Raw genomic sequence first — 19,256 nt, 5'->3', positions numbered from 1 at the left:
GATGCCAACTTTAAGGAAACGCAGCTCAGCAGTGTGCGCATCGGGCAACCGGTCACCATTACCAGTGATTTTTACGGCGATAAAGTGACCTTTAACGGCACGGTAGCCGGGCTGGATATGGGTACCGGCAGTGCCTTCTCTCTGCTGCCTGCGCAGAATGCCACCGGGAACTGGATCAAAGTGGTGCAGCGTCTGCCGGTCCGGGTAGAGCTGGATCCGCAGCAGGTTGCCAGATATCCGCTGCGTATCGGGTTATCGATGAACGTGACTATCGAAACCAAAAATACCGATGGCCCGGTTCTGGCCAATGTCCAGCGTGATACCCCGGCCTTTAAGAGTGATGTGCTGATCCCGGATCTGGCACCGGTCAATGCGGTGATTGCACAAATCATTACCGATAACGCCAGTTAATCAGCGCGGGGCTTTATTGTGGCTAATCAACCATTAACAGGCATGAAACTGGTCTGGGCGACCATCGCGCTGTCGATGGCCACCTTTATGCAGGTGCTGGACTCCACTATTGCCAACGTGGCGATCCCGACCATTTCCGGCGATCTCGGTGCTTCTGTCTCTCAGGGCACCTGGGTTATTACCTCATTCGGGGTATCCAACGCGATTTCCATCGCGATTACCGGGTTTCTGGCCAAGCGTTTCGGGGAAGTACGGGTGTTTATCTGGTCCACCGGGCTGTTTACCCTGACGTCACTGCTGTGCGGGTTATCAGAAAGCCTGGAAATGCTGATTTTCTTCCGCGTGTTACAGGGCGGGGTGGCCGGGCCGATTATCCCGCTCTCACAAAGCCTGCTGCTGAAAAGTTACCCGCCCGCCAAACAGAATACCGCGCTGGCACTCTGGTCGATGACCATCATTCTGGCGCCGGTGTTCGGGCCGATTATGGGCGGCTATATCAGTGATAACTTCCACTGGGGCTGGATTTTCTTTATCAACGTACCTATCGGTATTGCGGTGGTACTGGTCAGCCTGATGCTGCTGCGCGGTATGGAATCGAAGGTGACAAAGGTTCCGCTCAATGTGATTGGCTTGTCGCTGCTGGTGGTCGGGATCGGCTGTCTGCAAATCCTGCTGGATAAAGGGAAAGATCTCGGCTGGCTGGAGTCAGATGAAATTGTCGCACTGGCCATTATTGCAGCCGTTGCGCTGGTCTTCCTGGTGATCTGGGAACTGACGGATAAAAACCCGATTGTCGAGTTGTCGCTGTTTAAGTCGCGTAACTTTACCATCGGCACACTGTCGGTCAGTCTGGCGTATATGGTCTATTTCGGCGCAATTGTACTGCTGCCGCAGCTGCTCCAGGAGGTGTACGGCTATACGGCTGAATGGGCAGGGCTGGCGCTGGCGCCTATCGGGCTGGTGCCGATACTGATTTCCGCGTTTGTCGGTAAAATCTCCAATGTGGTGGATTTGCGCTGGATTGTAACCTTTAGTTTCGTGGTGTATTCCGTCTGTTTCTACTGGCGCGCCTATACTTTCGAGCCACAGATGGGGTTCTATGCCTCGGTCTGGCCGCAGCTGGTGCAGGGTTTTGCAGTGGCCTGTTTCTTTATGCCGCTCACCACCATCACGCTTTCCGGTCTGCCGCCGGAGAAACTGGCCTCGGCCTCCGCGCTGGCCAATTTCTTCCGGACACTGGCGGGATCTATCGGTACATCGATCACCACCACGCTGTGGAGCCGTCGCGAATCGTTACATCATTCTCAGCTTACGGAATCCATCACCGCGTATAATCCGGAATCGGTACAGATGTATCAGGAGATGGCGCAGCACGGGTTATCAGAAGCGCAGACCTCCGCCTATCTGGCGAAGGAAATTACCGCCCAGGGGCTGATTATCAGTGCCAATGAGATTTTCTGGCTCTCCGGCGGCGTCTTCATCGGATTGATTGTTCTTATCTGGTTTGCCCGGCCGCCGTTTGCCACAAAATCCTGATAAGGACTACAGTAATAAGGAAGCGTAACCGGTAAGCTGCCGGTTGCCGGACGCAATGAAAAGGGGTTTTTCATGACATTTAAGCGAATTATACTTGCCGGTGCGGTCGCGTCGGCCACATTACTGGCTGCCCAGATTGCTTCCGCCTGCACCCGGCTGGTGTATCTCGGGGATGATGCGCAGGTGATCACTGCCCGGTCAATGGACTGGAAAAGTGATGTCGGTACCAATTTATGGATCTTCCCGCAGGGGATGGAACGCGATGGTGCCGCCGGGCCGAATTCCGTGAAATGGGTGTCAAAATACGGCAGTGTGGTGGCATCCGGCTATGATGTTTCCACCACCGACGGCATTAATGAAAAAGGATTGTCCGCAAACCTGCTGTGGCTGGTCGAATCTGTGTATCCGACACCGGAAAGCAACAAACCGACCCTGAGTATCTCTGCCTGGGCACAGTATGTGCTGGATAACTATGCGACCGTTGAAGAAGCGGTTACCGCGCTGGAAAAAGAGCCGTTCGCAGTGATCACCGATAAAGTCCCGGGTGAAGAGCGCCTGGCGACACTGCACCTTTCATTATCCGACGCTTCCGGTGACAGCGCCATTATTGAATATATTGATGGTAAGCAGGTAATTCATCACAGCCGTAAATATCAGGTAATGACCAACTCTCCGGTATTCAGCGAGCAACTGGCGCTGGACAGCTACTGGCAGCAAATCAACGGCACCGTGATGCTGCCGGGCACCAACCGTTCCGCTGACCGTTTTGCGCGCGGGTCTTTCTATATTAATGCGATTCCGAAAGCGACCACGCCGAATAAAGCGGTGGCGTCTGTATTCAGTGTGATCCGCAATGTGTCTGTGCCGTTCGGGCTGAATACCGAAGAAGAGCCGAATATCTCTTCCACCCGCTGGCGTACGGTGGTGGATCACAAACGTCAGATTTATTTCTTTGAATCGGCGCTGACACCCAATATCTTCTGGGTTGACCTGAAGAAAGTGGATTTCAGCAAAGAAAACGGCAAAGTGAAGAAACTGGATTTGGGTCCTGAACAGCAAAACATTTATTCCGGTGATGTGGCAAAGGATTTCACCGATGCTAAACCGTTTGTCTTTCAGGGGATAAACGAAGTTATCGCCCGTCAGAAATAAAAGTCATTTACGCCTCACCGGAAAGGATATAAGATGTATTTAAAATGCATCTTTAAGGTGAGGCGTAAAATGGAAAACTTAGTCTGCTATAAAACCCTGCCGGTCTGGCAAAAAACCACTATCCCGATGGCCTTTACGGATCGCCATAATACGGCGGAAGGTACATGGGCGCAGCTGACGGTTCTGGCGGGGGAGATGGATTTTGTCGTTTTCGGTGAAAATGGCGAAGAGACCCGCTACCACTTTGATACCGCGCATCAGCCGCCGCGTCTTGACCCGCAGGTGTGGCACAAAATTGAATCCGTCAGTGATGATATTTCCTGTCAGCTTGCCTTCTGGTGTCAGCCTGAAGATGAATTCTATAAAATCCACGGACTGACCCGTCCGCACTCCGAAGTCCGTGAACTGGTGACAATGACAAAACCGGGTAAAACACTCGATTTAGGCTCCGGACGCGGGCGCAACAGCTTTTTCCTGGCGCAGCTCGGTTATGACGTGACGGCCATGGATATCAATCCGCAGCACATTCAGGCGATTGAGGATGTGAAAGCCGCTGCGGGGATCAGCAATATCCGCACGCAGGTGTATGACATCAACCAGCATGCATTACAGGATGATTACGACATCATTATTTCCACTGTGGTGCTGATGTTCCTGAAAAGAGAGAATATTGCTGCGATCATCGCCGATATGCAGGCGCATACCCGCCCGGACGGGTATAACCTGATTGTCTGCCCGGTGGAAACAGAGAATATGCCGTATGATGAACTGCCGTTTGACTGCTTCCTGAAACCGGACGAGTTATCCGGTTATTATGCGGACTGGGAGATCCTGAAATACAACGAAAACCCGGGACATCTGCACCGCACTGATGCGGCAGGCAACCGGATCCGATTAAATTTTGCCACCCTGATTGCCCGCAAAAAAGCCTGATTAATATTACCCCCGCGGCGCGTCACCGGTTTTTTCCGGCGGCGTGCCGTTCTGCATCAGGATCCGCTCCAGCAGTACCGAATACAGCGGACGTCCGCCCAGATACTGCGCCAGCAGTGTTGCCCCCAGACATGTGATAATCATCGGCAGGATCAGCTGATAGTTATCGGTCATCTCCAGCACCAGCACAATACCGGTCAGCGGCGCACGGACGGTGGCGGCAAAGAGCGCCCCCATCCCCGCAATGGCGAAGGTCGCCGGTTCAATCTGATACTGCGGAAACAGCAGCATGGCGGCATAGCCGAAGAAACTGCCGAATAGTGTGCCGAGTGCGAGTGTCGGCGCGAAGATCCCGCCCGGCGCACCGGAACTGAAGCAGATAACCGTGGTGAGCACACGGAACAGGAAGATCATCAGAATACCGGTCAGGGAGTAGTGCAGCGCAGCGACATCCGGGATCACCGCGAACCCGCCGCCGGTTACCTGCGGCCAGTACAGCCCGGCAATGCCGCATAACCCGCCAATCAGACCGCCGGTGGCAACAAAACGGGATGTTTTATCCTGATAAAAACGGCGGAACTGTGTCTGCATGGTGAGCAGAAAGCGGTTAAACATCACACCAATCACACCGAAAACCATTCCCAGCACCAGATAGAGCCAGAGAGTATTCAGCGGGGCGGCATGGTATTTGCCGATATCCAGAATCGGCGCGCCGCTGTTAAAGGTCTGAAAAACAATGCTCGACATGATCACGCCGATAAAAACGGCTTTGATGGAAATCAGGCTGTAACGGAACTGCGGACGCATTTCCTCAATGATAAACAGGATCCCTGCGAGCGGTGCGTTAAAGGCGGCGGTCAGACCGGCGGCGGCACCGGTGGCCAGCAATGTGTGGCGGGATTCCTGGTTTTTCACCCCGGCCAGCGCACTGACCAGCCCGCTGATATTTGCCCCTAACTGCACGGTCGGGCCTTCACGCCCCAGCACCATACCGGAGCCGAGAGTACCCAGCCCGCCGATAAATTTTACCGGCAGCACCCGCCACCAGCGTACCGGGCGGACATCCTGCAATGCCCCTTCAATTTCCGGGATCCCCGACCCGCCGGATTCAGGCGAAAAACGCCGCACCAGCCAGTAACCTGACATGGCCAGCAGGGCGGAAACAATAAACATCAGCGGGATAAGTATTTCTTTATTATCTGTCAGTGAAGACAGAGAGCTGACCCGGTATTCACCAACCCAATTGACCCCGCGTTCAAACAGCACACCGGTAAAACCGGCGAGTGCGCCGACGGCAGCCGCCAGCAGCAGGACAGTAACAGGTGCGAGATTGCGTTCTTTAAGGCGTTTGAGCACACGATAACGGCGTTTAAGCGTGGCTGTCGTATGCGGTAAAGCATCTGACATGGCTGAACATGATCCATTCTAAATAAAAATTAATCACTATTTTAATTCAATTTGTGACAAGTGACACCCTTCACAGATTCAAAAATCCAACGCAAATCCGGACATTTTTTGTTCGCATTCCCGGCATTTTTCCGCTTTATTAATAAATGATAAATAAATGTTATTTATATGTAATGCGTAAAATAAAAAAGTAACAGGGCCGGTCAGGAGGGGTGAATGGATTTGATAACAGAGTGGCTGGGCGCGCTGAACGGCGTGGTATGGGGTGTGCCGATGCTGGTGGGAATACTGGGTGTCGGCTTATATATGCAGATTCGGCTGGGTTTTTTGCCGATTCGTAAACTGGGAACCGGGTTCAGATTATTATTTCAGCGCAATGAATCACGCGGGGAAGGGCAGATCTCCCCGTTTAACGCGCTGATGACGGCATTATCCGCCACTATCGGCACCGGCAATATTGCCGGTGTGGCAACAGCAGTGGTGATGGGCGGGCCGGGGGCGCTGTTCTGGATGTGGATGACGGCACTGGTGGGTATGGCGACAAAATACTCAGAAGCCGTGCTGGCGGTTCGTTATCGTGAAGTGGATAAATACGGGCAGTATGTCGGCGGCCCGATGTATTACATCAAAAACGGCCTCGGCCCGAAATGGGTCTGGCTGGGAACACTGTTTGCGGTATTCGGTGCCTGTGCCGGGTTCGGTATCGGGAACACGGTTCAGGCCAACTCGGTGGCGGATGTGCTGGAGAGTAACTTCGGCATCAATAAATGGGTGACCAGCGTGGCGCTGGTGCTGCTGGTCGGTGCGGTACTGATTGGCGGGATCCGCCGTATCTCAGACGTGGCCGGTAAACTGGTACCGTTTATGACCGTCGGCTACTTTGGTGCCGGTCTTGTGGTGCTCGCGCTGAATATCAGTGAAATTCCGGCGGCGTTTTCCCTCATTATTACTTCTGCCTTTACACCGGTGGCGGCACAGGGCGGGTTTGCCGGGGCGACCGTCTGGGCGGCTATCCGTTTCGGGGTGGCGCGCGGCGTATTCTCCAACGAGGCGGGTCTGGGCAGTGCGCCGATAGCGCATGCTGCCGCGAAAACCCAGAACCCGATCCGTCAGGGGCTGATCGCCATGCTCGGTACCTTTATTGACACCATTATTGTCTGCTCGGTAACCGGCCTGACCATTGTCATTATGGGCGGCTGGCTGACAGCGGAAACCGGTGCCACACTGACCGCTTCCTCTTTCAAAGCGGCGATTCCGGGCGGAAACTATATTGTGGCGATTGCACTGACGATTTTTGCCTTCACTACAATCCTCGGCTGGAGTTTTTACGGTGAGAAGTGCGTCCAGTATCTGTTCGGCGTGAAGGCGATTAAGGTTTTCCGTGTGCTGTGGCTGATAGCACTACCGATTGGCGCCACACAGTCTCTGGAGTTTGTCTGGCTGCTGGCGGATACCCTGAATGCCATGATGGCGATCCCGAACCTGATAGCACTGATCTTATTAAGCCCGGTGGTATACCGTCTGACGCGTGACCACATCCGGGATGTTAATGCGGACAGTATTGATATGGCGAATGAGTTATATCAGAAGAAATAACGGTGGGAATTGTAAATAACGGGCAGGAAACTGCCCGTTATTTTTCTGATGCAGCAACTGATGTGATGATCAGGGTTGCAGCCAGAACAGGCCGCTGCCGTCCAGAGCGGTAAAGGTTTTATGCAGCATCAGGCTGTCTGCCTGCGGATCGAGCTCAGGAAACAGTGCCGGATGCAGCATTTTGGCAATAGCTTCCACCGCAATAATATTGAACGGAGTGTCATAGTATTGCTGATACAGTGCCAGTACCTGTTTCTGCTGATACGCCGTGAGATACTGCAGTTTCGGCCGTGCCATCAGTTTTTCCAGTGCCGGTACAGCCCGCTCCTCAGAGCCGGTATAGCCGAGCGGTACTGAAGCACTGCCTTTGCGGGTATTTTCCCAGTCGGCGACGGTCATCAGATAAAACTGCGGGTCGGCAGCAATAATCTGTTCTTCACTCACCTCACCGCCCATACCGTTTTTAAACCAGTCTGCACCGAGGTTATGACCTCCCGCAGCGGCAACAAACTCCCCGAAGTTACCGTTACCAAAGGTTTTACAACAGCTGTTTTCCCCGGCAAGACCCGCCGCTCGTTCAATAAAGACTGTGGGCTTTTTGTCTTCCGGAATATTTGCAACCCGCGAGCGGATAAGATCCAGCCGCTGACGGTAAAAATCATTAAATGCTGCCGCCTGTTTTTCCTGCCCGAAGACCTGCCCCAAAAGCGTCATGCTTGGCATGGTGTTTTGCAGCGGATACTGACGGAAATCGATAAATATCACCGGAATACCGCTTTTTTCCAGCAAATCCAGGGTGCCGCTTTCGGTCAGTTTACTTTGCAGTCCGGTATCGAAAATCACCAGATCCGGCTGATAAGTCAGTGCTTTTTCGACACTGAAATCCGATGTGTAAGGGTTCGGAAATACCGGAATATCTTTCAGCTGCGGAAATTGTTTTTCATAAGCAATACGCAGGTCCGGCGCTTTTTTGGTCAGTGCATCATCCCATGCCGCAATACCTTTCAGCGGTTCAGACGGATGCAGAATATTCAGCGCAACCAGTACCCGGCTGTCTGCCAGCATGATACGGGATACCGGGGCATTGACGGTGACTGTCCGCCCGGCAATATCCGTCACCGTTATCAGTTCCGCTGTTGCATTGAGCGGAAACAGTGCCGCGAGTGCGGCACAAAGGGTGATGATAAGGGCCGGAAAACGTCCGGCAGCGTGGAATATGCGTTTCATTATATGAATGACCTTTAAAACTTCACGGAAGCCTGTGCAAAGAAAGTGCGCGGCTGCCCGGCGTAAATGCCGTAGTTATTATCTGTTGAACGGGTAAAGCTGGCCTGATCAAACAGGTTTTTCACCCCGGCGGCAAGTGTCAGATCTGACCATTGCGGGCCGAAATGATACTCCGCACGCGCATCCCACATCATATAGCCCGGAATAATGCCGTAACGTCCGTCTGCACTGCCTTCGGTAATGTAATTTTTCCCGGTTCCCGGTGACTGCTGTTTTGACTGCGCATAGGTGTTGAGATTCCACACCCAGTTTCCGGTTTCATAGCGGGCACCGGCAGTAAAGAGCTGGCGGGAGTAGAACGGCAGATCTTTATCCGCAAAATTACCGCGTTTGCTCACTGCTTTTGTGTAGGTATAAGTGCTGTAGATACTGACGCCGTCGAGCCATTTCGCGGTTTCACTCAGGTCATAATTCAGTGCCAGTTCTACCCCCTGATGGGTGGTCGCACCGAGGTTGGTCCAGCCGGTCGAGTTTTCAATGTATTGCAGCTGATCATTGAAATCGATATAGAACAGGGTCATTTCCGCAGACAGCAGACCATCATCAAACCGTGTACCGGCTTCATAGTTATGGGCTTTTTCCGCACTCAGGCCGTTTGCCGGATCATTACCCGCGCCGCCGGTATTGAGCTGGAAATATTGCAGGCTGCCGAATGAGCTGCCGGCGTTGGCGAACAGTTTCCACTGATCATCAATATGATAAATCACCGACAGTGCCGGTAACGGTTCGCTGTAGCTCTTGCTGCGGAACTGGTTACGGAAACCGTCATCGAGATGAATTTTTATATTTTCATAACGCAGGCCGGGAATAACCGTCCAGTTACCAACATTAATGGTGTCATCGATATAGATGGCATGGGCCTCTGTACCGCCGGAGGTGTGCTGATAGTAGCTGTCGGTCTGAGGGCGTGAGCTTTGAGAACCGGTCGGATACCAGCCGGAGCGGTAGGCTTTTTCATCCGCCGTTTCATTCAGATAGCGGTAACCCAGGGTGATTTCGTGGGACTGGTTATCAAAGCGGAACAGCTGTGAATAGCTCGGTTCAATGGCGTAAGCTGTGTAGTGACGCGGATAGGAAACAAGGCGGCTCTTACCGGCACTAGCATTTGTTCCCTCACTTTCAATATAACTGCCCCGGTAACTTTTGCTGAACCAGGTCAGTAATTCAAACTGTTTATCATCTTCCTGGTGGCGGTATTTAAAGGACATATCCTGACGGTTGCCTTCAAAACGGTCAAACGGACGGACAGACTGGTAAGGATCGGCTTTGTACTGTGCCTCTGTCAGGCCGCCCGGCATCCCGGATTGCGCATGGTAATAGTGAAAGTTTGCCAGCAACTCATCAGTGTCACTGAAGGCATAGCGGGTTTTCAGGATGATGTCATCAATATCGGTATTGTCATTATTCTTGCGGTAGCCCTGGCCGTGCAGACCGGAGTAGAGCAGCAGCGCACCTGCAGAACCGTCTTCTTTTGAGCCACCGACAGAGGCATCGGTCAGGGTTTTCAGCCCGCCGGTGCGTGCACCCTGTGTTTTGACGGACGCGGAACCGCCGAAGCGTTCCAGAATAGGTTTAGTGACAAAGTTAATCACGCCGCCGACGTTTTGCGGCCCGTAGCGGACAGAGGTGGCACCACGCATCACATCAATGCTGCTGATTGAGCCTAATGAGAGTGGTGACATCGATAACTGCGGCTGCCCGTAGGGGGCAGCGGCCAGCGGAATACCGTCGAGCAGAATGGTAGAGCGCGGGGACAACCGTGCCGGAAGCCCGCGGATACCGACATTGAGTGAAACGTCACTGCCGCCGGTGCCGTTACTGTCCCGCACCTGAACACCCGGAATACCACGCAGGGCGTCCGCTATGGTTTCTGCCCCTGACTCATCGATTTGTTTTTTGGTTTTGATGGTCCGTGCGCCGCCGTGGTTCAGCAGCGTATCGCTGTTATCAGTGTTATCCAGCCAGTTGCCGACAACCACAACCGGGTCTTCGGTATCTGCGGTGGCGGCGATACTGCCACCGCTGATAACAGCGAGCGCCAGTGCCAGCGGCGTGAGGCGGGCAGGGCGGCAGGATGCGTTACAGGAATCAGTCATCACTCAGTTTTCCGTGAGAATTTAAGAAGACAAATGATAATAATAACTATTACCTGTGCGCAATAATTTTTTAACGGAAAGTTACTAATATGCTGATTTTTTGGTTCGAAATTCGGGGGTTAAATGATAGTCGTGAGAATTATTTTTGGTGTGAATGTGATCTTGCTGTTTTAGCGGGGAAAGGGCGGTTTTATGGATTAATCCGCCTGTTTTATTCTTTCGTTCCATATCTGGATGCAAGTGCATTTATCCATCTTCTGGTCAGTTGCCTTACCGGTTTATATCACGCCACCTTACCCCAAAATACCGGATAATTCCTTACTCCATATTGCATCTGTAAATAATGTAAATGTTAATCATTCGCGATAGTGATGTGTCGTGCCGGTTAATTTTTGCTTTAGATCAAGCAAAGGAATGATAGTCAGGAAAACCCCTTTTCACCGGTCTGAAATGGCGTATTCTTATGTTGCATATAAAATACAACTTATAAGGAAGCAAGAGCATGTACTGTGTGCAATGTGAACAAACGATGCGTACACCGGTGGGTAATGGCTGTGCCTATGCCCAGGGCATGTGCGGTAAAACCGCAGAAACATCTGACTTACAGGATCTGCTGGTGGCAGTACTGGAAAGTCTTTCAGCGTGGGCGGTTGCTGCGCGTGAATCAGGTATCATCGATCACGACACAGACAGCTTTGCGCCGCGTGCATTTTTCTCCACATTAACTAACGTTAACTTCGATTCTGAGCGCATCATCGGTTATGCGCAGGAAGCGATTGTGATGCGTGACAGCCTGATGAAACGCTGCCTGGCGAAAAACCCGGCACTGGTTCTGAATCACCCGTTAGCAAACCTGCAACTGAAGGGCACGGATATTGCGTCACTGGTGAAACAGGCGGATGAATTTGCCCTGAATAAAGATAAGCAGGCTATCGGTGATGATATCCACGGTCTGCGTATGCTCTGCCTGTACGGCCTGAAAGGGGCGGCGGCATATATGGAGCACGCCCATGTGCTGGGCAAATACAGTGATGAGATTTACGGCCAGTACCATGAAATCATGGCGTGGCTCGGTACTGATCCGTCTGATATGGGTGAGCTGCTCAACCAGTCTATGGCGATTGGTATGATGAACTTTAAAATCATGGAAATGCTGGATGCCGGTGAAACCGAAGCTTACGGTCACCCGACGCCATCTTCCGTGAACGTCCGTCCGGTGGCAGGTAAAGCGATTCTGATCTCCGGTCATGACCTCAAAGATCTGCATATGCTGCTGCAACAGACAGAAGGCACCGGTGTGAACATTTACACTCACGGTGAAATGCTGCCTGCACACGGCTATCCGGAACTGAAAAAATACAAGCATCTGGTCGGTAACTACGGCAGCGGCTGGCAGAACCAGCAGACTGAGTTTGCCAAATTCCCGGGCCCGATCCTGATGACCTCCAACTGTATTCTGGATCCGAATCCGGGCAGTTATACCGACCGTATCTGGACCCGCAGTATCGTCGGCTGGCCGGGCGCGAAACACCTGACCGGTGATGATTTCAGCGATCTTATCGCGCAGGCTCAGGCGATGGACGGCTTCCCGTACAGCGAAATCGAGCACCTGATCACCGTCGGTTTCGGCCGCGAAACCCTGCTCAATGCAGCGGATACCGTGATTGACCTGGTGGCTACCGGCAAACTGCGTCATGTATTCCTCGTCGGCGGATGCGACGGCAGCCGCGGTGAACGCAGCTACTACACCGATTTCGCCCGTCAGGTGCCTCAGGACTGCCTGATTATGACCCTGGCCTGCGGTAAATACCGTTTCAACAAACTGGATTTCGGTACCCTGGAAGGATTACCGCGCCTGCTTGATGTCGGTCAGTGCAACGATGCGTACTCCGCGATTATGCTGGCGGTGAAACTGGCTGAGAAACTGGGCTGCGGCGTCAATGATCTGCCGCTGACACTGGTGCTCTCCTGGTTTGAACAGAAAGCGATTGTGATTCTGCTGACCCTGCTGGCGCTGGGTGTGAAGGATATCTTCACCGGCCCGACTGCTCCGGCATTCCTGACTGACAATCTGCTGAATGTACTGAATGAAAAATTCGGTATGCGTCCGATTACCACTGTTGAAAATGATTTACACGCTGTGTTAGGCGCGTAATTGCTGTAACTGTTAGCACCGGAGAGGGCGGTCACGCCTTCTCCGGCACGGAGTCAGGAGAGCCCGATGACAATGCCGACGTCTTTATGTCCGAACCGCATGCAGGTCCATTCTGTCAGGCAGGAAACCCCGGATGTGTGGACTATCAATCTGATTAACCACGATTTTTATCAGTATCACGCAGGGCAGTATGCGCTGGTGAGTATCCGCAACAGTGATGAGACACTGCGTGCTTATACCTTATCCTCCACACCGGGACTGAGCCCGTTCCTGAGCCTGACGGTGCGCCGTCTGGATGACGGACAGGGTTCCGGCTGGCTGACCGGCGAGGTGAAACCGGGTGATTACCTGTGGCTGTCTGATGCACAGGGTGAATTTACCTGTGATGCCCGCCCGGCAGAGCGCTATCTGATGCTGGCCGCCGGTTGCGGCGTGACACCGGTGATGTCGATGACCCGCTGGATCCTGCACCGTCAGCCGGAAAGTCAGGTGACGGTGATTTTCAACGTGCGTGATAAACAGCAGGTGATTTTTGCTCAGGAATGGCAGCAGTTGCTGACTGCATTCCCGGCCCGTCTGCGCCTGATCCTGATGGTGGAAAACAGTGATGAGACGGATGAATTGTTATCCGGCCGCCTGTCAGAGGAAAAACTGAAGGTGCTGATCCCGGATATCGCACAGCATACGGTGATGACCTGTGGTCCGGCGCCGTATATGAAGAATGTGCAGACATTCTGTCAGGCACTGAATGTGGATCCGGGCAGCTTCTTTATGGAGCGTTTCGGGCCGGAGCCGGAAGCGGAAGCCGGAGAGCAGATGGTCACCATGACCATTCAGTCCCCGCTGCGTCAGGTGAAAGTGCCTGTCGGTATGACCCTGCTGGCGGCGATGGAAGCGAACAGTGTGCCGGTAATGGCGGCATGCCGCGCCGGTGTCTGCGGCAGTTGTAAAACCCGCGTCCGCAGCGGTGAATATACCACCACCAGCACCATGACGCTGACCCCGGAAGAGATTGAACAGGGTTATGTTCTGGCGTGCAGCTGTCAGATTCAGGGCAATGTTGAATTAGCCTGATTGAGAATCATTCTGTATAATTGCAAAAAAGCGCCGTTTTCAGCGGCGCTTTTTCTGTTTCCGGCGGATAAACGCCGGGTTTCCGCTATGCTGTAAATGTGATCATAATAAAAAAGGATTTTCAGCAATGAATAAGACAGAGTTTGTAACCCGTGCCCTGACTGACGTTCTCGGTGAACATATCGGTGATGAATCCCTGGTTGAACAGTATTTTTCCCGTGATTATGTTCAGGTGGTGAATGGACAGACAATTGAGTTTCCCGCATTTCTTGCTCATCTTAATGCCCTGAAAATGGCAACCCGCAGTATTACCATAGAGATTAAATCCATCGCAGAAGGCGGATCCTGTGTGCACACTCAGCATATCGCTAAGGCGGAAAAAGTCAGTGGTGAGCATGCCGCTTTTGAGGTTTTCGCCTGTTTCCGTCTGGCAGACGGCAAAATTGTCCGCTGTGAGGAAGTGACACGACAGCTGACCGGTGATAAGAGCGATAATGATCTGGGTTCCCGGACCTGATTTGTAACCTCAATGGTTTCTAAACGAAATAGTAATAGTCCTCGCCATATAATTTCTGAGAGTTATAATTCGCGCCGCATTTAAGGTGCAGTATCTCGTTAGGCGAGGCTCCTATACAAACAAAGGTTGCTGATCTGACGACGTCGAGAGACGCCCAAGATTAGGACAGGTTATATCGAACAGAAGGTATAACCCGAAGTAACTTCCCGCAGTCTGCGGGATACGTTGTATAGTGCTAAAACCGAGACGTGAGATAGCCTACGCATTCTCTCATCTGGTTTCGCCCCTATTGGAGTGCTGTTTGAAGTCCATAACAGACATTAGGGTCACACATCATGAAGTTAACCAACTACGAAAAAGCGGACGCGCTGGTCATTTCCGCGCCATCCGTTAATCCGCCACACCATACCGATCGTCCGCAGCGTAATGATGAAGACGCAGTCAGTGCTTACATGAGTCAGGCGTATATCCGCGTGACCGTGTCAGACACGATTGCTGCCGTCAAACGCACCCTGCGTGAGGAACTGGAAGGTGAGCAGATCCCCACTTATTTATATGTACTGGATGAGGATAATTACCTGAATGGTATCCTGCCGGTCAAAGCCCTGCTGACCGCAGCGGAAGATATGTTTGTCGCCGATGTGATGCGCCAGACGTATTTTTCGGTGTCACCGGAGCAGTCCCGGCACGACGTGTATGAGCTTATCAACAACAGCGGGATTGATACTGTGCCGGTGGTGCAGTTCGGCAAGCTGGCCGGTATTCTGCGTCCGCAGGATATCGCGGAGCTGATTGAGGATGAAAACACCCAGGATGCGGCATTACAGGGCGGCTCCCAGCCGCTGGATGAGCCTTATCTGAGCACCAGTCCGTTCACGCTGTGGCGTAAGCGCGCAGTCTGGCTGCTGATGCTGTTTGTGGCGGAAGCCTATACCGGTACGGTGCTCAAGGCATTCGAGGAGCAGCTGGAAGCCGCTATCTCGCTGGCTTTCTTTATCCCGCTGCTGATCGGCACCGGCGGTAACAGCGGTACTCAGATCACCTCAACCCTCGTCCGTGCCATGGCACTCGGGGAAGTGAGCCTGCGCAATATCGGCGCGGTGCTGCGCAAAGAGCTGTCCACGTCACTGCTGGTCGCCTTTACCATGGGATGTGCGGGGATGATCCGTGCCTGGTTCCTGGGGGTCGGGCCGGAAGTGATGATGGTGGTCAGTCTGACACTGGTGTGTATCACAGTCTGGAGTGCGGTGGTGTCTTCCATTATCCCGATGGTGCTCAAGCGTCTGAAAGTGGATCCGGCAGTGGTTTCCGCGCCGTTTATTGCCACACTGATTGACGGCACCGGGCTGATTATCTACTTCGAGACAGCCAAACTGATTATGACTGATCTGGTGTAAGGTCGCACGGGGATGATATTGCAGCTGCACTGTTATCCCACACCAGCGTACTTTTACAGTGACGGCACAGGTACTGACTTTCCCCGCGCAACACTTTGTTATGGCGGCGGACAGTCAGTTCATGTGCCGTTTTGCATTGGCAGCGGTAAGTGAATGTCCGGGCGCGGACAGACGTCACATCAAAGCGGTGTGTACGGACGGCCGGAACACCCAGCACCTCTGTCATCATCCACTGCCATTCCCGCCCGTGAGGCGCCACGCGTCCGAAACGGCGGTAAACCAGCAGATGCGCCAGCTCGTGAGGAACCACATCCTGTATAAATCCGGGGCCGTTTTCCGTCAGTAACACCGGATTGAGGCGGATTTCCCATGTTTGCAGGCAGGCACTGCCGGCGGTGGTGCCGCGCTGACGATAGTTCAGTTCAGGCTCCGGATAATCCGTCTTCAGCACCCGGCAGGCGCGGGCCAGATAATCACGCAGGGTCTGCATGCAGGCCTGCTGTAATGCGGTGGGGACTCGGGTCGGTTTCATAGCCGGAAGCTTAGCGATACTGACGTAAAGCTGCAACCGTTATCAGCATGTTGTATATGTTGCAAAATAATATTATATTTAATTATATAATGTCGTAAGGAATAAATTCATGACACCAACACTGCTTACCGATATGCAGGAAGCCGCCACCGGCGTTGCTGCCCTGCTGAAAACACTGGGGAATCCGGATCGTCTGCTGCTGCTCTGTCAGCTGAGTCAGGGGGAATGCAATGTCAGCGAACTGGAGGAGCGGACCGGCATCAATCAGCCGACGCTGTCACAGCAACTGACGGTTCTGCGCAATGAAGGACTGGTGCACACCCGGCGTGAGGGAAAACGTATCTATTATTCCGTGGCAGATGAAAAAGTCCTGATATTGCTCACCACGCTGTATCAGCTTTATTGTCCTGAAAAACAAGGAAAATAATATGATTATTGATAGCGCGGCTTTTACGCCGGTCAGTGCGGCACTGGGCGGACTGATGATCGGCATTGCGGTTGCTGTACTGTTACTGTTTAACGGGCGGATTGCCGGGATCAGCGGGATCTTCGCCAATATGTTCACAAAGCAGAGCGGCTGGCGGATAGCGTTTATTGCCGGGCTGGCAGGGGCACCGTGGGTTTACAGGTTGTTTGCCGGTCAGCCGGATGTGGTGATCGCTGCGGATTATCCGCTGCTTATTGCGGCCGGTCTGCTGGTCGGTTTCGGCACGCGGCTGGGTAACGGCTGTACCAGCGGACACGGTATCTGCGGTATGGCGCGGTTATCAAAACGATCATTTGCTGCCGTGGCGGTGTTTATGGTCAGTGCTTTTCTGACTGTCTGGCTGATGAAATAAGGATACGCTATGCCTGTTATCACTGCATTAATCAGCGGGATTTTGTTCGGCCTCGGTTTGCTGGTGGCCGGGATGGGTAATCCGCAGAAAATTCTGGCGTTTCTGGATATTACCGGCAACTGGGATCCTTCACTGTTGATCACCATGGCGGTAGCGATGGCGGTCAGTATGGTTGCCTTTACGGTGGCTAAAAAACGTAAAAAGACCGTATGCGGCACGCCGCTTGAGTTACCGGCGAACAGTAAAATTGATAAACGGCTGCTGACCGGCGCACTGCTGTTTGGTATCGGCTGGGGGCTGGCGGGGATCTGCCCGGGACCGGGGATTGTTTTATCCGGGATGCTCAGTATCAAAGGGCTGGTATTTACTGCGTCAATGATTGCCGGGATGGTGATTTTTGCACTGTATTCATCACGGCAGTGCAGTAAATCATAATGTATTTACGGATTCAGAACATAAAAAAACCGGCTGAAAAGCCGGTTTTTTGTGCCTGTTAATATAACAGGGAATTATTTCAGACCAGCGGCTTCGCGCAGCTGCTCTGCTTTGTCGGTTTTTTCCCACGGGAACTGAGGACGCCCGAAGTGACCGTATGCTGCGGTTTCCTGATAAATCGGGTGCAGCAGATCCAGCATCTGAATCAGACCGTACGGACGCAGGTCGAAGAACTCGCGCACCAGCAGCGTCAGTTGCTGGTTGGAAACTTTACCGGTACCGAAGGTTTCTACCATAATGGACGTCGGCTCTGCCACGCCAATTGCGTAGGAGACCTGGATTTCACAGCGGTCAGCAAGACCGGCAGCGACAATATTTTTTGCCACATAACGGGCCGCATAGGCTGCGGAACGGTCAACTTTTGACGGATCCTTACCGGAGAATGCGCCGCCGCCGTGACGTGCCATGCCGCCGTAGGTATCGACGATGATTTTACGGCCGGTCAGACCGCAGTCACCCATTGGTCCGCCGATAACAAAACGGCCGGTCGGGTTGATGAAATATTTGGTGGTCGGATCCAGCCACTCAACCGGCAGAACCGGTTTGATGATCTCTTCCATCACCGCTTCATGCAGATCTTTCTGTGAGATATCTTCAGAGTGCTGGGTTGACAGCACAACCGCATCAATCCCGGCGATTTTGTTGTCATCGTAACGGAAGGTGATCTGGCTTTTCGCATCCGGACGCAGCCACGGCAGCGTACCGCTTTTACGTACCTGAGCCTGACGCTCGACCAGACGGTGAGCATAGGTGATTGGTGCCGGCATCAGCACGTCAGTTTCGTTTGAGGCATAACCAAACATCAGACCCTGGTCACCGGCACCCTGCTCAAGCGGGTCAGCGCGGTCAACGCCCTGGTTGATGTCGGCAGATTGTTTGCCGATAGCACTGATTACCGCACAGGAATCAGCATCGAAGCCCATGGATGAGCTGGTATAGCCAATCTCACGGACAGTACGGCGCGTGATTTCCTCAATATCAACCCATGCCCTGGTGGTGATTTCACCGCCGACCAGAACCATACCGGTTTTGACATAGGTTTCGCAGGCAACACGCGCTTTGGGATCTTGTTCTAAAATCGCATCAAGGACTGCATCCGAAATTTGGTCGGCAATTTTATCCGGGTGTCCTTCAGATACGGACTCAGAAGTGAAAAGATGTGTAGTCATTATTTTTCTCTACCTTAAGTGAAGTGAACTTTCGGTACATTGATGGATGTATTAACTTCTAGACGGCTATTCTAATGTATAATCGGCAGTGGTTCCAGAAATTTTATAGTGCCTCCGGTTTTTCCGCTGGTTTTTTTCACTTTTCAGAATGTGTTACGTGACTGTTTTTATTTTTTACACTTATCCGTCATTTTGATTTTGCATTTTTGTGTCATAACCGGTATAAACTGCGGCCAGTAGCTGTGAATTTTTCTTCAGTTATAAACGGCAGAAACTCAGGTTTTCTGTATGATTCAGGCGGGGGTTACGGTGTGTAATCCTGTGTGGGGGTAAATGGGTTAATGAACCATTATCTGCTGCTTGTTGACGTTCAACAGCCACGTGCTTTACAGCATGTGTCCGCGTCTTTTTCTGTTCTCTCTTCCTCTCTGACTGACACGTGCTCTGCACGGTGTTTTCCGTATCCGTTACACTCAAACAGACCGGATAACGCAAGCAGGCGGGTCACTCTGCGGTAAGCCCGTAAATCTGTGTCCGGTTTTTGCCGGATGATGTAATCCATTTTGAATTTTTACTTGTCAACAGGACAGATTTATCCCACGGTGAAGGGGGATAGGCGTATGTCAGCCATACAGGTAAGTTTCACTCCAGAATCAGGAG

Annotated in this window: 17 protein-coding genes and 1 riboswitch; of the genes, 12 read left to right on the top strand and 5 right to left on the bottom strand. The window is 52.7% G+C overall.

Annotated features, from left to right (window positions below; translation table 11 throughout):
* The 4 genes from HMPREF3119_RS19770 to tehB form a co-directional block, all read left to right on the top strand.
* A partial coding sequence (locus HMPREF3119_RS19770) for an HlyD/EmrA/EmrK family protein (protein WP_246829260.1) occupies nt 1-411 on the top strand: 411 nt, incomplete at its 5' end.
* A 42-nt stretch (nt 412-453) separates the two neighbouring features.
* Nucleotides 454-1,947 carry a DHA2 family efflux MFS transporter permease subunit gene (locus HMPREF3119_RS08650; RefSeq protein ID WP_004237751.1) on the top strand — a complete coding sequence of 498 codons (1,494 nt, stop codon included), beginning with the start codon at nt 454-456 and terminating at the stop codon, nt 1,945-1,947.
* 72 nt (nt 1,948-2,019) lie between these two features.
* Nucleotides 2,020-3,099: a linear amide C-N hydrolase gene (locus HMPREF3119_RS08645; RefSeq protein WP_004237752.1), complete on the top strand. Its 1,080-nt coding sequence runs from the start codon at nt 2,020-2,022 to the stop codon at nt 3,097-3,099.
* Nucleotides 3,100-3,168: 69 nt separating this feature from the next.
* Nucleotides 3,169-4,032, top strand: a complete 864-nt coding sequence (tehB, locus tag HMPREF3119_RS08640) for an SAM-dependent methyltransferase TehB (RefSeq protein WP_046024150.1) — start codon at nt 3,169-3,171, stop codon at nt 4,030-4,032.
* A gap of 6 nt (nt 4,033-4,038) precedes the next feature.
* Here the strand turns inward: tehB and clcA are convergent, their stop codons facing one another.
* Nucleotides 4,039-5,439, bottom strand: coding sequence for a H(+)/Cl(-) exchange transporter ClcA (gene clcA, locus HMPREF3119_RS08635; protein ID WP_004237754.1), 1,401 nt, complete (start codon nt 5,437-5,439; stop codon nt 4,039-4,041).
* Nucleotides 5,440-5,655: 216 nt separating this feature from the next.
* On the opposite strand from clcA, the gene HMPREF3119_RS08630 reads away from it, so the two are divergent.
* A complete protein-coding gene (locus HMPREF3119_RS08630; RefSeq protein ID WP_024474815.1) occupies nt 5,656-7,035 on the top strand; it encodes an alanine/glycine:cation symporter family protein in 1,380 nt (459 codons plus the stop codon).
* Nucleotides 7,036-7,104: 69 nt separating this feature from the next.
* Here the strand turns inward: HMPREF3119_RS08630 and HMPREF3119_RS08625 are convergent, their stop codons facing one another.
* Together HMPREF3119_RS08625 and HMPREF3119_RS08620 are read right to left on the bottom strand one after the other, a co-directional pair.
* On the bottom strand, nt 7,105-8,262 hold the full coding sequence (locus HMPREF3119_RS08625) for an ABC transporter substrate-binding protein (RefSeq protein WP_070579358.1): 1,158 nt from the start codon (nt 8,260-8,262) through the stop codon (nt 7,105-7,107).
* Nucleotides 8,263-8,276: 14 nt separating this feature from the next.
* On the bottom strand, nt 8,277-10,418 hold the full coding sequence (locus HMPREF3119_RS08620; RefSeq protein ID WP_070579356.1) for a TonB-dependent receptor family protein: 2,142 nt from the start codon (nt 10,416-10,418) through the stop codon (nt 8,277-8,279).
* 502 nt (nt 10,419-10,920) lie between these two features.
* On the opposite strand from HMPREF3119_RS08620, the gene hcp reads away from it, so the two are divergent.
* The 4 genes from hcp (at nt 10,921) to HMPREF3119_RS08600 (ending at nt 15,561) form a co-directional block, all read left to right on the top strand.
* A complete protein-coding gene (gene hcp, locus HMPREF3119_RS08615; RefSeq protein ID WP_036415520.1) occupies nt 10,921-12,573 on the top strand; it encodes a hydroxylamine reductase in 1,653 nt (550 codons plus the stop codon).
* 66 nt (nt 12,574-12,639) lie between these two features.
* Complete coding sequence (gene hcr / locus HMPREF3119_RS08610) at nt 12,640-13,647, top strand: NADH oxidoreductase (protein ID WP_004240934.1); 1,008 nt, start codon at nt 12,640-12,642, stop codon at nt 13,645-13,647.
* Nucleotides 13,648-13,774: 127 nt separating this feature from the next.
* A complete protein-coding gene (locus HMPREF3119_RS08605) occupies nt 13,775-14,164 on the top strand; it encodes a nuclear transport factor 2 family protein (protein WP_070579353.1) in 390 nt (129 codons plus the stop codon).
* Nucleotides 14,165-14,251: 87 nt separating this feature from the next.
* Nucleotides 14,252-14,424: riboswitch (M-box (ykoK) riboswitch) on the top strand.
* Nucleotides 14,425-14,499: 75 nt separating this feature from the next.
* Complete coding sequence (locus tag HMPREF3119_RS08600; protein WP_070579349.1) at nt 14,500-15,561, top strand: magnesium transporter; 1,062 nt, start codon at nt 14,500-14,502, stop codon at nt 15,559-15,561.
* On the opposite strand, the gene HMPREF3119_RS08595 is transcribed toward HMPREF3119_RS08600, so the two are convergent.
* A complete protein-coding gene (locus HMPREF3119_RS08595; protein WP_004237763.1) occupies nt 15,542-16,093 on the bottom strand; it encodes a SprT family zinc-dependent metalloprotease in 552 nt (183 codons plus the stop codon). The two genes, HMPREF3119_RS08600 and HMPREF3119_RS08595, sit on opposite strands and share 20 nt — an antisense overlap.
* A 109-nt stretch (nt 16,094-16,202) precedes the next feature.
* Between HMPREF3119_RS08595 and HMPREF3119_RS08590 the strand changes: the two genes are divergently transcribed.
* From HMPREF3119_RS08590 to HMPREF3119_RS08580, 3 genes are read left to right on the top strand one after another with little or no spacing between them, the layout of a single operon-like run.
* Complete coding sequence (locus HMPREF3119_RS08590) at nt 16,203-16,520, top strand: ArsR/SmtB family transcription factor (protein ID WP_004237764.1); 318 nt, start codon at nt 16,203-16,205, stop codon at nt 16,518-16,520.
* A 1-nt stretch (nt 16,521) separates the two neighbouring features.
* Nucleotides 16,522-16,932 (top strand): YeeE/YedE family protein, encoded by a 411-nt coding sequence (locus HMPREF3119_RS08585; protein ID WP_004237765.1) that lies wholly within the window; start codon nt 16,522-16,524, stop codon nt 16,930-16,932.
* 9 nt (nt 16,933-16,941) lie between these two features.
* Entirely contained in the window at nt 16,942-17,367 is a 426-nt protein-coding gene (locus tag HMPREF3119_RS08580; RefSeq protein WP_004237767.1) for a DUF6691 family protein, read from the top strand.
* A gap of 74 nt (nt 17,368-17,441) precedes the next feature.
* Here HMPREF3119_RS08580 and metK read toward each other — a convergent pair whose 3' ends face one another.
* Nucleotides 17,442-18,596, bottom strand: coding sequence for a methionine adenosyltransferase (metK, locus tag HMPREF3119_RS08575; RefSeq protein WP_004237769.1), 1,155 nt, complete (start codon nt 18,594-18,596; stop codon nt 17,442-17,444).
* Nucleotides 18,597-19,256: the final 660 nt, after the last annotated feature.

Origin of the sequence: Morganella sp. HMSC11D09, assembly GCF_001807955.1 — a bacterium.
GTDB lineage: Bacteria > Pseudomonadota > Gammaproteobacteria > Enterobacterales > Enterobacteriaceae > Morganella > Morganella morganii.
The sequence above is the reverse complement of the archived record's forward strand: the minus strand, read 5'-3'. Positions and strand labels throughout refer to the sequence as shown.